Source organism: Saccharothrix sp. DSM 118769, assembly GCF_052936295.1.
Genome location: NZ_CP193627.1, coordinates 8,413,037 through 8,425,590, shown reverse-complemented (window position 1 = coordinate 8,425,590; position 12,554 = coordinate 8,413,037). Strand labels below are relative to the sequence as shown.

Below are 12,554 nucleotides of genomic sequence, written 5' to 3'. Positions count from 1 at the left end.
TCGTGCGCCGTTCCCCGCTCGCCCTGGTCCCGTCGGCCCTGGTCCTGCCGGCGTTGGTGTCGGCGCTGGTCGCCTGCTCGCCCGGCCCGGGTGGTGACCCGGCCCCGTCGAGCGCCCCGCCGCCCCGCGGCGACCTGGCGGTCCTCGCCGAACGCGTCGAGCAGCGGCGCGCCGAGCTGTCCACGGCCGCGTTCCACACCGAGGGCTTCGCCTCCGACGGGGAGGCCACCGAGGTCCGCACCGTGGTCGACGGGTCGGTCAGGCACTCGCCCGGCGGGCTCAGCGCGTCGATGGTGATGGACGTCTCGACCGGCGGTCAGCCGCCGAACCGGACGACCCTCGTGGTGGTGCCCTCCGGGACGTACGTGCAGGTCGCGGGCGCGCCCATGCCCGAGGGCAAGAAGTGGGGCCACTACACGCCCGAGAACAGCGGCTCGCTGGCGGCGCTGCTGCGCGGCTTCGGGCCGAGCGCCACCGTGGGCGCCGAGCTGGACTACGTGCAGCCGAGCGCCGCGCTGATCACCGGCACGACGACCGAGCGGCTCGACGACGTGCCGGTGACCCGCTACGACCTGGTCGTGGACCCGATGAAGATGGCGAAGGTCGTCGAGGACCCGGACATCCAGCTCCAGCACACCCAGCTCGCCGACTACGGCGTGGCGATCGCCGCCTCGGTGTGGGTGGACGCCACCAGCGCGCCGCTCAAGGCCGAGTACCGCTTCCAGCTGGACGGGAAGGTCGTCAAGCAGTCGACCACCCGGTTCCGCGACTGGGGCGGCCCGGTGGGCATCGCGGTGCCGAACCAGGCCGAGGTCGTGCCGGCCGACCAGCTGCCCCAGTAGCCCCTACCTGCGCTTCTTGGGCACCGGCAGCTGGGTCGTGGGCTGCTCGGACGGGTCCACCCCGGCCTTCGCCGGCTCCTCGGCCTTCGCCGCCGGCTCGGGCTTCACCGGTTCGGTCTTCGTGGGCTGGGCCTTCGCGGGCTCGGCCTTGGCGGGCTGGGCCTTGGCGGGCTCGGCCTTGGCGGGCTCGGCCTGCGCAGGCCGGTCGTCGGTCGGCTCGGCCTTCGCGGCGGCGGCCTCCTCCTCCGCCCGGGCCTCGACGTCCAGCGGCGACAGGGTGGCCATCGCCCGGGTGATCGCCTCCTGCGCCGCGGCGAACTGCTCGGTCACCGCCCGGTGCACGGTGTGCAGCTCGGCGAGCTTGAGGTCGGCCGCGGTCACCCGGCGGTCGGCGTGGGCGTCCGCCTCGGTGATCGTCCGCTCGGCGCGGGAGTTGGCGTCGGCGATCGCCTCCTCGGCCTTGGCCAGGGCCTCGGACTCCAGCTCGGCGACCTCGGCGCGGGCGGCGTCGAGGAGCCTCGCGGCCTCCGCCTTCGCCTCCACGACGTGCACCTCGTGCTCCTTGCGGAGCGTGGTGCGCAGCTCGTCGTACTCCTTGTCGAGGTCGTCGTGGTGGCCCTTGTACTTCTGCTCCAGCTCGGTGCGCCTGGCCGCCAGCTCCGCGGTCCTGCCCTCGAAGTCGGCCGTCAGCCGCTCGCGCTCCGCGGTGGTCTCGGCGACCAGCGCCTCGTGCTCCCGGTTGAGCTTGACCCGCAGCTCCTCCAGCGACTTCTCCAGCTCGGCGCGCCGCTCCTCGTACTGCCGCTCCAGCTCGGTCGTCCGCTGCTGGTGGGCGGCCTCCAGCTGGCGGCGGCGCTCCTCCAGCTCGGTCATGGCCCGCTGGTGCGCCACCCGGCCCTCGGCGGCGGCGCGCTCGGCCTCGGCGCGCGTCGCGTTGGCCTGGTCGAGCGCGGCCTTGCGGATGTCGGCGATCTCCTCCTCGGCGAGCGTCATCATCACGCGCACGCGCTCGGTGACGTTGGAGGCGTTGACGGGGCTGTTGGCGAGGTTGCTCACCTGGCCCTTGACCTTGTCCAGCTCGGCACGGGTGGAGCTGAGCAGCTTGGACAGCTCCGCGACCTGGGTCGACGCCGCCTCACGCGCTCTGTTGGAGTTCTTCAGGTCGAACTCGAGACGCGTCACGCGCTCGTTCACCTGGCGTTGGTTGTACCCGCGCAGAACTACGTCGAAATGGGTGCGGGCAGCAGGCTGCCCAGTCCCTTCAGCCCCGGCCATGACCTCAACCCTACCGAGACTTCGGCGGGCGCAGTCACCCGATGTGGCGAACGCACCGTGACGGCCCGGTGATCGTCGGTACGCGGTGGACGGAGCGCGACCGCGCTGCGTCGAACGGGTGTTCGGCGGAACGGGGAGCTGCGCACGACGGCGCCACAGGGGAGAATCCCGGGGCATGGTCCCAGGTCGCACCGCCCTTGACCGGATGAGTGACCGATCACGATGACGTCCGTCACGTGAGATGGAACTCCCGAGGGGCGGGAAGCGCACGGTAGCGTGCCTTGATTCACCGCCGAGCAACCGGGAGGGAACGCCGCATGTTCCGCAAGGTTCTTGTCGCCAACCGCGGCGAGATCGCGATTCGGGCCTTCCGCGCCGCCTACGAGCTGGGCGCGGGCACGGTTGCGGTCTTCCCCCACGAGGACCGCAACTCCCTGCACAGGCTGAAGGCAGACGAGTCCTACGAGATCGGCGAGCCGGGGCACCCGGTCCGCGCCTACCTCTCGGTGGAGGAGATCATCAAGGCGGCCCGCAAGGCGGGCGCCGACGCGGTCTACCCCGGCTACGGCTTCCTGTCCGAGAACCCCGAGCTGGCCAAGGCGTGCGCCGAGGCCGGCATCACGTTCATCGGTCCGCCCGGCGACGTGCTGGAGCTGACCGGCAACAAGGCCCGCGCCATCGCCGCGGCCCGCGAGGCCGGCCTGCCCGTGCTGAAGTCCAGCGCGCCCTCCAGCGACATCGACGAGCTGCTGGCCGCCGCCGCGGACATCACCTTCCCCGTCTTCGTGAAGGCGGTCGCGGGCGGTGGCGGTCGCGGCATGCGCCGCGTGGAGGACGAGGGCTCGCTGCGCGAGGCCCTGGAGGCGGCGTCCCGCGAGGCCGAGTCGGCCTTCGGCGACCCGACGGTGTTCCTGGAGCAGGCCGTGGTCGAGCCGCGGCACATCGAGGTGCAGATCCTCGCCGACGGCGAGGGCAACGTGATGCACCTGTTCGAGCGCGACTGCTCGGTGCAGCGCCGCCACCAGAAGGTCATCGAGATCGCGCCCGCGCCGAACCTGGACCCGGAGCTGCGCGCCCGCATCTGCGACGACGCGGTGAAGTTCGCCCGGCACATCGGCTACCGCAACGCGGGCACGGTCGAGTTCCTGCTCGACCCGCACGGCAACTACGTCTTCATCGAGATGAACCCCCGCATCCAGGTCGAGCACACGGTGACCGAGGAGGTCACCGACGTCGACCTCGTGCAGTCGCAGATGCGGATCGCGAGCGGCGAGGACCTGGACGACCTGGGCCTGAGCCAGGAGACCGTGCAGCTGCGCGGCGCGGCCCTCCAGTGCCGCATCACCACCGAGGACCCGGCCAACGGCTTCCGCCCCGACACGGGCATGATCAGCGCCTACCGCTCGCCGGGCGGCTCGGGCATCCGCCTGGACGGCGGCACGACCGGCGCGGGCACGGCCATCGGCGCGCACTTCGACTCGATGCTGGTCAAGCTCACCTGCCGCGGTCGCACGTTCTCCGCCGCCGTGGCGCGGGCCCGCCGCGCGGTCGCCGAGTTCCGCATCCGCGGCGTGTCCACGAACATCCCGTTCCTCCAGGCGGTGCTGGACGACCCGGACTTCTACGAGGGCCGCGTCACCACCTCGTTCATCGAGAAGCGCCCCCGGCTGCTCACCGCGCGCGTCCCGGCCGACCGCGGCACGCGCCTGCTGACCTACCTGGCCGACGTGACGGTGAACAAGCCGAACGGCCCGCGGCCGTCCGTCGTGGACCCGCGCGAGAAGCTGCCGGCGGTCGACCTGGCCGCGGAGCCGCCCGCCGGGTCGAAGCAGAAGCTGGTGGAGCTGGGCCCGGAGGGCTTCGCCCGCTGGATGCGGGAGTCGACGGCGCTCGGCGTGACCGACACCACGTTCCGTGACGCGCACCAGTCGCTGCTGGCCACCCGCGTGCGCACCAAGGACCTGCTGGCCATCGCGCCGCACGTGGCGCGGATGGCCCCGCGGATGCTGTCGCTGGAGGCGTGGGGCGGCGCGACGTACGACGTGGCGCTGCGGTTCCTCGCCGAGGACCCGTGGGAGCGGCTGGCGGCGCTGCGCGAGGCGGTGCCCAACATCACCCTCCAGATGCTGCTGCGCGGTCGCAACACGGTGGGCTACACGCCCTACCCCGAGGCGGTGACCAGCGCGTTCGTCGAGGAGGCCACGAAGACCGGCATCGACATCTTCCGCATCTTCGACGCCCTCAACGACGTCGAGCAGATGCGCCCGGCCATCGAGGCGGTCCGCGAGACCGGCACGGCGGTCGCCGAGGTCGCCCTCTGCTACACCTCGGACCTGTCGAACCCCGAGGAGCGGCTCTACACGCTCGACTACTACCTCAAGCTGGCCGAGCAGATCGTCGGCGCGGGCGCGCACGTGCTCGCGGTGAAGGACATGGCGGGCCTGCTGCGCCCGCCGGCCGCCGCGCGCCTGGTCACGGCGTTGCGCAAGGAGTTCGACCTGCCCGTGCACCTGCACACCCACGACACGGCGGGCGGTCAGCTGGCCACCTACCTGGCGGCGATCCAGTCCGGTGTGGACGCGGTGGACGGCGCGGTCGCCTCGGTGGCGGGCACGACGTCGCAGCCGCCGCTGTCGGCGATCGTCGCGGCCACCGACTACACCGAGCGCGCCACCGGCCTGGACCTCCAGGCGGTGTGCGACCTGGAGCCGTACTGGGAGTCGGTGCGCAAGGTCTACGCGCCGTTCGAGTCCGGCATCCCCGGTCCCACGGGCCGCGTCTACAAGCACGAGATCCCCGGCGGGCAGCTGTCCAACCTGCGCACCCAGGCGGTCGCGCTCGGCCTCGGGCAGAAGTTCGAGGAGATCGAGTCCATGTACGCCGCCGCCGACCGGATGCTCGGCCGGCTGGTGAAGGTGACCCCGTCCTCGAAGGTCGTCGGCGACCTCGCGCTGCACCTGGTGGGCGCGGGCGTGAAGCCGGAGGACTTCGAGGCCGACCCGGGCCGGTTCGACATCCCCGGCTCGGTGATCGGGTTCCTGCACGGCGAGCTGGGCGACCCGCCCGGCGGCTGGCCGGAGCCGTTCCGCAGCAAGGCGCTCCAGGGCCGTGCCGCGCCCAAGGGCGTGGCGGAGCTGACCGAGGAGGACGAGAAGGGCTTGGAGGGCGACCGCCGCGCCACCCTCAACCGGCTGCTGTTCCCGGCGCCGACCAAGGAGTTCCTGGCGCACCGGGACGCCTACGGCGACACCAGCGTGCTGAGCAGCAAGGACTTCTTCTACGGCCTCAAGCCGGGCGAGGAGTACTCGGTCGACCTGGAGCCGGGCGTGCGGCTGCTCATCGGCCTGGAGGCCATCAGCGAGCCCGACGAGCGCGGCATCCGCACGGTGATGGCGGTGCTCAACGGCCAGCTGCGGCCCATCCAGGTGCGCGACCGGTCGATCGCCGCCGAGGTCCCGGCCGCCGAGAAGGCCGACCGGACCAACCCCGACCACGTCGCCGCCCCGTTCGCGGGCGTGGTCACGCCGAGCGTGGCCGAGGGCGACCGGGTCGAGGCGGGCCAGACCGTGGCGACCATCGAGGCGATGAAGATGGAGGCCGCGATCACCGCGCCGAAGGCGGGCCGCGTGGCGCGGCTCGCGGTCGGCGGCGTGCAGCAGGTGGAGGGCGGCGACCTGCTGATCGTGCTGGGCTGATCGTGCTGGGCCGATAGGGAGAGCGGATCGGGGGCGGGGCACCGGTGCGGTGCCCCGCCCCCGGTGCGTGTAGACCTGCCTGATGCGCAACGGGTACCAGACGGTCGTGGACGTCGAGGCGGGCGACCACGAGGCCGCCGACCTCGCCGCGGCGGTGACGGCGTGGCTCGTCGAACGGGGCGTCGTCGTGGCGCGGGTCACCAGCTGCGCCGGCGGCCCCGGCCGCGCGCCCGGACCGGACTACGCCTCCGCCGTGGACGCGCCGGACGACGCCCTCGCCGCGCACGCGTGGAACGGCCTCCAGGTGGTCGCCGGCCGCGCCGTCCACTACGCGAAGGGCACCGACCAGGGCGTGTCCTGCCCGCACTGCGGCGCGGACGTCGGCCTGGAGCAGCTCCACGACGCGTTCGACGAGTGGCTGCGCGGCGAACCGGGGACGCGGCCGTGCCCGTCGTGCGGCCGGGAACTCGACCCGAACGGGTGGCGCTGGACGCCGCGGTGGGGCTTCGGCGCCCTGGCCTTCACCTTCTGGAACTGGCCGCCGCTGCGCCCCGGCTTCGTCGCCGAGCTGTCCGCCCGGCTCGGGCACCGCACCGTCCTGGTGGCGGGCGAGCTGTAGGGCCCGGTTCGCGGCCCGGGAGCCGCGCTCCGCCGTGCGCCGTGAGGTGGGCCACGCGAGGACGGGGCCGGGAACCGGGGTGCGGCACACCGCGTTGGAGGCTCCATGAAGAAGGTCGCCGCAGCACTGTTCGCCCTCACCGCGGGAGCGGTCGCGTGGGCCGCCCGGGACGTCCCGGCCGCGCTGGGCGGCACCCCCGCCAGCGACCGGGTCCGGAACTCGCCGCAGTTCCGCGACGGGAAGTTCCGCAACGCCAGGCAGACCCGGACCATGCCGCCCTCCGACGCGGGCGGGACGCTGCGCGACATGCTCTTCGGCGGGCAGCAGCGCCGCCCGGTCGGCGAGGTGCCCCTGGTGCCGCCGGTCCCCGGCACGCCGGACGGACTGCACATCACCTGGTACGGCCACGCCTCGACGTTGATCGAGATCGACGGCGCGCGCGTCCTGGTCGACCCGGTGTGGAGCGACCGCTGCTCGCCGTCCCCGGTGGTCGGCCCCAAGCGCCTGCACCCCGTGCCGCACCGGCTCGACGAGGTCGGGCGGGTCGACGCGGTCGTCATCTCGCACGACCACTACGACCACCTGGACCTGCCGACCGTGCGGGCGCTGACCGACGGGCAGGACGCGGTCTTCGTGGTGCCGCTGGGCATCGGCGCGCACCTGCGCCGCTGGGACGTGCCCGAGCACCGGATCGTCGAGCTGGACTGGCACGAGTCGCACGAGGTCGCGGGCATCACGCTGGTCGCCACCCCCGCGCAGCACTTCTCCGGCCGGGGCTTCGAGCGCGACAACACGCTGTGGGCGTCCTGGGTCGTCAAGGGGCCCGAGCACCGCGTGTACTACAGCGGCGACACGGGCTACTTCGACGGCTACAAGGCCATCGGCGAGGAGCACGGGCCGTTCGACGCGGCGCTGGTGCAGATCGGCGCGTACGGGTCGGGCTGGCCGGACATCCACATGACGCCCGAGGAGGGCGTGGCGGCGCACCGCGACGTGCGCGGCGGGCTGCTGGTCCCGGTGCACTGGGCCACCTTCAACCTGGCGCTGCACGACTGGTCGGAGCCCGTGGACCGGGTGTGGCGCGAGGCCGAGGCCCAGGGCGTGCCGCTCGCCGTGCCGCGCCCGGGGGAGAGGGTCGACGTCGCGCGCCCCCCGGCGGTGGACGGGTGGTGGCAGGCGCTCACGACCCCGCCGGCGGGGCGGGGGGCCACCGGGCAGGTGGCGGCCGTCGGCGGCGGGGCGCACCTGGGACGATGAGCGGGTGACCAGGATCGTCGCGGGCGTCGCCGGTGGCCGGCGCCTCCAGGTGCCGCCGCGCGGCACCCGCCCCACCTCCGACCGCGTCCGCGAGGCGCTGTTCAGCTCGTTGCAGGCGCTGGTCGACCTCGACGGCGCGGCCGTGCTCGACCTCTACGCGGGGTCCGGCGCGCTCGGCCTGGAGGCCCTGTCCCGGGGCGCGACCAGGGCCGTGTTCGTGGAGTCGGACAAGCGGGCTGCCGAAGTGCTGAAGGGCAACGCCAGGGCGCTGGGGCTGCCCGGCGCGACCGTCCTGAACCGCACCGCGGAGGCCGTCGCCGCCACCGCGCCCGACGAGCCGTGCGACGTGGTGTTCGCCGACCCGCCGTACGCGGTCACCGCCGAACAGCTCAACCGCGTGCTGGAGTCCCTGGTCACCGCGGGTTGGACCCGGCCGGGCTCGCTGCTCGTCGTGGAACGGGCCGCGCGCGACCCCGAACCGCTCTGGCCGGTCGGCGTGGAATCCTTGCGCGGCAAGCGATACGGCGACACGGCCCTGCACTGGGCCGAACAGGTGGCCGCCACCGGGTGATGCGGACCACGCACCGGACTGGACGCGTCCGATCGGGTGCTACCGTCCGAAACCATGACGCGTGCCGTGTGCCCCGGCTCCTACGACCCGGCCACCAACGGACACCTGGACATCATCGGCAGAGCGGCGAAGCTCTTCGACGAGGTCGTCGTCGCCGTGCTCATCAACAAGAACAAGAAGACCCTGTTCTCGGTCGAGGAGCGCACCGAGATGCTGCGCGAGGTCACCGCGCAGTGGCCGAACGTCCGCGTCGACGCCTGGCACGGCCTGCTGGTCGACTACTGCCTGGAGAACGACATCAAGGCCATCGTGAAGGGCCTGCGGGCGGTCAGCGACTACGACTACGAGCTGCAGATGGCGCAGATGAACCACCAGCTCACCGGCGTGGACACGCTGTTCATGCCGACCAACCCCATCTACAGCTTCCTGGCCAGCTCCCTGGTCAAGGACGTCGCGACCTACGGCGGCGACGTGACCAGCCTGCTGCCGCCGACGATCAAGGACCGGTTGCTCGCCCGGCTCGCCGAGAGCCGCTGACCGGTCACCCGGAGCGACCCGGTCACCCGGAGCGACCGCCCGTCACGCTCGGGGGTCACCCGGTGCGGTGCCCGCCCCCCGGCCATGAGCGTGATCACACCACGCGCCGTGCGGTTCGGCCCGCGGCGTCGTCTGACCGGACACGCCCTGCCGATCTCCCGGCGGGGACGAGACCGGCAGGGCACACTGGACGGGTACTGCTGTGGGCGCGAGGAGTGTGACGTGTACCGGGTGTTCGAGGCCCTCGACGAGCTGGTCACGATCGTCGAGGAAGCGCGTGGCGTGCCGATGACCTCCGGGTGCGTCGTGCCGCGCGGTGACGTGCTCGAACTCCTCGACGACGTGCGCGACGCGATCCCCGCCGAGCTGGACGACGCGCAGGACGTGCTCGACCACCGCGACGAACTGGTCGGCAAGGCGCAGCACGAGGTCGAGCAGAGCCTGAGCAAGGCCCGCTCCGACGCCGACCGCATGGTCAACGAGGCGCAGCACGAGGCCGAGCGGATGCTGTCCGAGGCCCGCGCCCGCGCGGAGCGGATGGTCGCCGAGGCGCAGGACCAGGCCGAGCGCACGGTCGCCGCCGGCCGCCAGGAGTACGAGGACCTGGTGGGCCGCGCCCACGCCGAGGCCGACCGCATGGTCCAGGCCGGCCGGGCGAACTACGAGCGCGCGATCGAGGAGGGCCGGTCGGAGCAGGCGCGCCTGGTCGACCAGACCGAGGTCGTGCAGGCCGCCCACAACGAGGCCGCCCGCGTGCTGGAGGCCGCGCAGACCGAGGCCGTCCGGCTGCGCAGCGAGTGCGACGCGTACGTGGACGGCAAGCTCGCCGACTTCGAGGACCTGCTGGCGCACACCCTGCGGAGCGTCGGCAAGGGGCGCTCGCACCTGCGCGGCCCGGTCGTCGCCAGCGCCGCCGCACCGTTCGACTACCACGACTGAACGACGTCCGACCTGCCGATTTCACGTCCGGGGCGGTTGTCCCGTACCCTTGATTGGCTGGTCGTGGTAAGTCGCCCGACAGCACCCACACATCATGTCTGAGCACCGTCACGCCGCCGCGCGTCCCACAGCAGCCGGGCCCTGGGTCATCGACACCAGGGACCTGGGTCGTCGCGCGGGCTCCAGCCGCGCTTACCAGCGAACGGTCCCGGCGGAAGGTGTCGGCCTGCTCGGCGTGATCGCGGTGCCGGCGGGGGGCGTGGTCGAACTCGACCTCCTGCTGGAGTCGGTGGTCGAAGGCGTGCTCGTGACCGGCACGGCCGCGACGGTGGTCGAAGGGGAGTGCTCGCGCTGCCTGGAACCGCTGTCCGCGGAGGTCGAGGTGGAGCTGACCGAGCTGTACGCGTACCCGGACAGCGCCACCGACGAGACGACCGAAGAGGACGAGGTCAGCCGTCTGCACGACGACCTGATCGACCTCGAACCGGTGGTGCGCGACGCGATCGTGCTCGCGCTGCCGCAGGTGCCGCTGTGCTCGCCGGACTGCCTCGGGCTGTGCGTCGACTGCGGCGGCAGGCTGGCCGATCTCGGCCCCGACCACGGGCATGAGACGATTGACCCCCGTTGGGCCGCCCTTCAGGAGCGGTTCGACGGGAATCGTGACAATCCAGAGGAGAACTAGTCGTGGCCGTCCCGAAGCGGAAGATGTCGCGCTCGAACACGCGCTCGCGCCGCGCTCAGTGGAAGACCGCTGCCGTGCACTTGGTGGCCTGCCAGAACAGGGCCTGCCGCCAGCCGAAGCCGCAGCACGTCGCCTGCCCGACCTGTGGCCAGTACGACGGCCGCCAGGTCGTCCAGCCGGCCTGATCACTCCTCTGGCGAAGGTAGCGGCGAATCGTGGGGGGTAGGTCGTCGCGCGGTCGGTCCGCCGACCGCGCCCCGTTGATCGAAGCGCTCGGCGTCCCGTTGGACGCCGAGCTGCTGACGCTCGCCTTGACGCACCGGTCGTACGCGTACGAGAACGGCGGGCTCCCGCCGAACGAGCGCCTGGAGTTCCTGGGCGACGCGGTGCTCGGCCTCGTCGTCACGGACCACCTGTACCAGACGCACCCGGACCTGCCCGAGGGGCAGCTCGCCAAGCTCCGCGCGAGCGTGGTGAACATGCACGCCCTCGCGGGCGTCGCGCGCAACCTGGGTGAGGACGGCCTGGGTGGTCACCTGCTGCTCGGCCGCGGCGAGGAGCTGACCGGCGGCAGGGACAAGGCGAGCATCCTCGCCGACGGCCTCGAAGCCGTCATCGGCGCGGTCTACCTGCAGTTCGGCATCGACACCGCGCGTCAGCTGGTCCACCACCTGTTCGACCCCCTGCTGGCCGAAGCGCCGCTGCGGGGAGCCGGGCTGGACTGGAAGACCAGCTTGCAGGAGCTGACCGCTTCGGCGGGCCTGGGCGTCCCCGAGTACCGGGTCGACGACCAGGGGCCCGACCACCGCAAGGAGTTCACCGCCACGGTGCTCGTCGGTGGCCGGCCCCACGGGACCGGCGACGGCAGCACGAAGAAGGAAGCCGAGCAGAAGGCGGCCGAGGCCGCCTACCGCGTGCTCCACGAACGGGTCCGCGCCGAGCAGGAAGCCGGTGCGGCCGGGAACGGCCACGCCCCCGACTCGGCGAACACGCAGGCTTCACCTACTCAGGAAGACTGACGCCGAAATGTATGCCACGAACGTCCGGACGAACCGGCGCGCGCGCCACGCGCGCCCGTCCCGCCCGTTGAACGCCTCCCGCAGCGGCGGCATCCAGGGCCTGGTCCTCGTGCGCGACACCGCCCAGGCGGGCGGTTGGATGCTCAAGCCGACCAAGCCGCAGGCCGCCGCGTACGAGCTCCTGGAGGAGCTGGAGCAGGCCGAGGCCGCCGCCGAGCGCGAGCAGTCCGAGGACTGATCGACCGCCCGTGCCCGAGCTGCCCGAGGTAGAGGTCGTCCGCCGGGGTCTGCACGAGCACGTCGCCGGGAGGACCGTGGCCGCGGTCGAGGTCCTCCACCCACGAGCGATCCGCCGACACCTGCCCGGTGCGGCGGATTTCGCCGTGCGCCTGACCGGGCAGGTCCTCGAGGCCGCGCGCAGGCGCGGCAAGTACCTGTGGGTCGACCTGTCGGGCGGTGACGCGATGCTCGCGCACCTCGGCATGAGCGGCCAGATGCTGGTCCAGCCGGTCGACGCGCCCGACGAGAAGCACCTGCGGGTGCGCCTGCGGTTCGACGACGACGGCCCCGAGCTGCGGTTCGTGGACCAGCGGACGTTCGGCGGGCTGGCGCTGGCCGAGGTCGTGGAGGTCGACGGCGCGCGGCTGCCGCTGCCCGTGGCGCACATCGCGCGCGACCCGATGGACCCCGCGTTCGACCCGGACGCGGCGGTGGCCGCGCTGCGCAGGCGGCGGACCGAGGTCAAGCGCGCCCTGCTCGACCAGACGCTGGTGTCGGGCGTGGGCAACATCTACGCCGACGAGGCGCTGTGGCGGGCGAGGCTGCACGGCGCCCGCGCGACGGACAAGCTGTCCCGGCCGAAGGCCGCCGAGCTGCTCGCGCACGCCACGCGGGTGATGCACGAGGCGCTGGGGCAGGGCGGGACGTCGTTCGACGCGCTGTACGTCAACGTGAACGGCCAGTCGGGGTACTTCGACCGCTCGTTGGCCGCGTACGGGCGGGAGGACGAGCCGTGCCGGCGGTGCGGCACGCCCATCAGGCGCGAGCCGTTCATGAACCGCTCGTCGTACTCGTGCCCCCGCTGCCAGCCGAGGCCCAGGGGCTGACCCGGGTCGGGT

Annotated in this window: 13 protein-coding genes; 12 read left to right on the top strand and 1 reads right to left on the bottom strand. The window is 73.0% G+C overall.

Annotated features, from left to right (window positions below; translation table 11 throughout):
- Nucleotides 1-2 precede the first annotated feature (2 nt).
- Nucleotides 3-842: a hypothetical protein gene (locus ACRAKJ_RS35710; protein ID WP_438925951.1), complete on the top strand. Its 840-nt coding sequence runs from the start codon at nucleotides 3-5 to the stop codon at nucleotides 840-842.
- Nucleotides 843-845: 3 nt separating this feature from the next.
- Here the strand turns inward: ACRAKJ_RS35710 and ACRAKJ_RS35705 are convergent, their stop codons facing one another.
- Nucleotides 846-2,024 (bottom strand): hypothetical protein, encoded by a 1,179-nt coding sequence (locus ACRAKJ_RS35705; RefSeq protein ID WP_438925952.1) that lies wholly within the window; start codon nucleotides 2,022-2,024, stop codon nucleotides 846-848.
- Nucleotides 2,025-2,434: 410 nt separating this feature from the next.
- On the opposite strand from ACRAKJ_RS35705, the gene ACRAKJ_RS35700 reads away from it, so the two are divergent.
- From ACRAKJ_RS35700 to mutM, 11 genes are all read left to right on the top strand, one after another.
- Nucleotides 2,435-5,812, top strand: coding sequence for a pyruvate carboxylase (locus tag ACRAKJ_RS35700; RefSeq protein WP_447008805.1), 3,378 nt, complete (start codon nucleotides 2,435-2,437; stop codon nucleotides 5,810-5,812).
- Nucleotides 5,813-5,894: 82 nt separating this feature from the next.
- Nucleotides 5,895-6,431, top strand: a complete 537-nt coding sequence (locus tag ACRAKJ_RS35695) for a hypothetical protein (protein ID WP_438925064.1) — start codon at nucleotides 5,895-5,897, stop codon at nucleotides 6,429-6,431.
- Between the two features lie 105 nt (nucleotides 6,432-6,536).
- On the top strand, nucleotides 6,537-7,688 hold the full coding sequence (locus ACRAKJ_RS35690; RefSeq protein WP_438925065.1) for an MBL fold metallo-hydrolase: 1,152 nt from the start codon (nucleotides 6,537-6,539) through the stop codon (nucleotides 7,686-7,688).
- Between the two features lie 4 nt (nucleotides 7,689-7,692).
- Nucleotides 7,693-8,259: a 16S rRNA (guanine(966)-N(2))-methyltransferase RsmD gene (gene rsmD, locus ACRAKJ_RS35685; protein ID WP_438925066.1), complete on the top strand. Its 567-nt coding sequence runs from the start codon at nucleotides 7,693-7,695 to the stop codon at nucleotides 8,257-8,259.
- Nucleotides 8,260-8,313: 54 nt separating this feature from the next.
- A complete protein-coding gene (gene coaD, locus ACRAKJ_RS35680; RefSeq protein ID WP_438925067.1) occupies nucleotides 8,314-8,796 on the top strand; it encodes a pantetheine-phosphate adenylyltransferase in 483 nt (160 codons plus the stop codon).
- A gap of 222 nt (nucleotides 8,797-9,018) precedes the next feature.
- Nucleotides 9,019-9,735 (top strand): DivIVA domain-containing protein, encoded by a 717-nt coding sequence (locus tag ACRAKJ_RS35675; RefSeq protein WP_438925068.1) that lies wholly within the window; start codon nucleotides 9,019-9,021, stop codon nucleotides 9,733-9,735.
- Nucleotides 9,736-9,829: 94 nt separating this feature from the next.
- Nucleotides 9,830-10,417, top strand: coding sequence for a YceD family protein (locus tag ACRAKJ_RS35670; protein WP_438925069.1), 588 nt, complete (start codon nucleotides 9,830-9,832; stop codon nucleotides 10,415-10,417).
- Nucleotides 10,418-10,419: 2 nt separating this feature from the next.
- On the top strand, nucleotides 10,420-10,602 hold the full coding sequence (rpmF, locus tag ACRAKJ_RS35665) for a 50S ribosomal protein L32 (RefSeq protein WP_438925070.1): 183 nt from the start codon (nucleotides 10,420-10,422) through the stop codon (nucleotides 10,600-10,602).
- Nucleotides 10,603-10,632: 30 nt separating this feature from the next.
- Nucleotides 10,633-11,436 (top strand): ribonuclease III, encoded by an 804-nt coding sequence (gene rnc / locus ACRAKJ_RS35660; protein WP_438925071.1) that lies wholly within the window; start codon nucleotides 10,633-10,635, stop codon nucleotides 11,434-11,436.
- Between the two features lie 7 nt (nucleotides 11,437-11,443).
- Nucleotides 11,444-11,674, top strand: coding sequence for a hypothetical protein (locus ACRAKJ_RS35655; RefSeq protein ID WP_438925072.1), 231 nt, complete (start codon nucleotides 11,444-11,446; stop codon nucleotides 11,672-11,674).
- A gap of 10 nt (nucleotides 11,675-11,684) precedes the next feature.
- On the top strand, nucleotides 11,685-12,542 hold the full coding sequence (gene mutM, locus ACRAKJ_RS35650) for a bifunctional DNA-formamidopyrimidine glycosylase/DNA-(apurinic or apyrimidinic site) lyase (RefSeq protein WP_438925073.1): 858 nt from the start codon (nucleotides 11,685-11,687) through the stop codon (nucleotides 12,540-12,542).
- The last annotated feature ends 12 nt before the right edge of the window (nucleotides 12,543-12,554 follow it).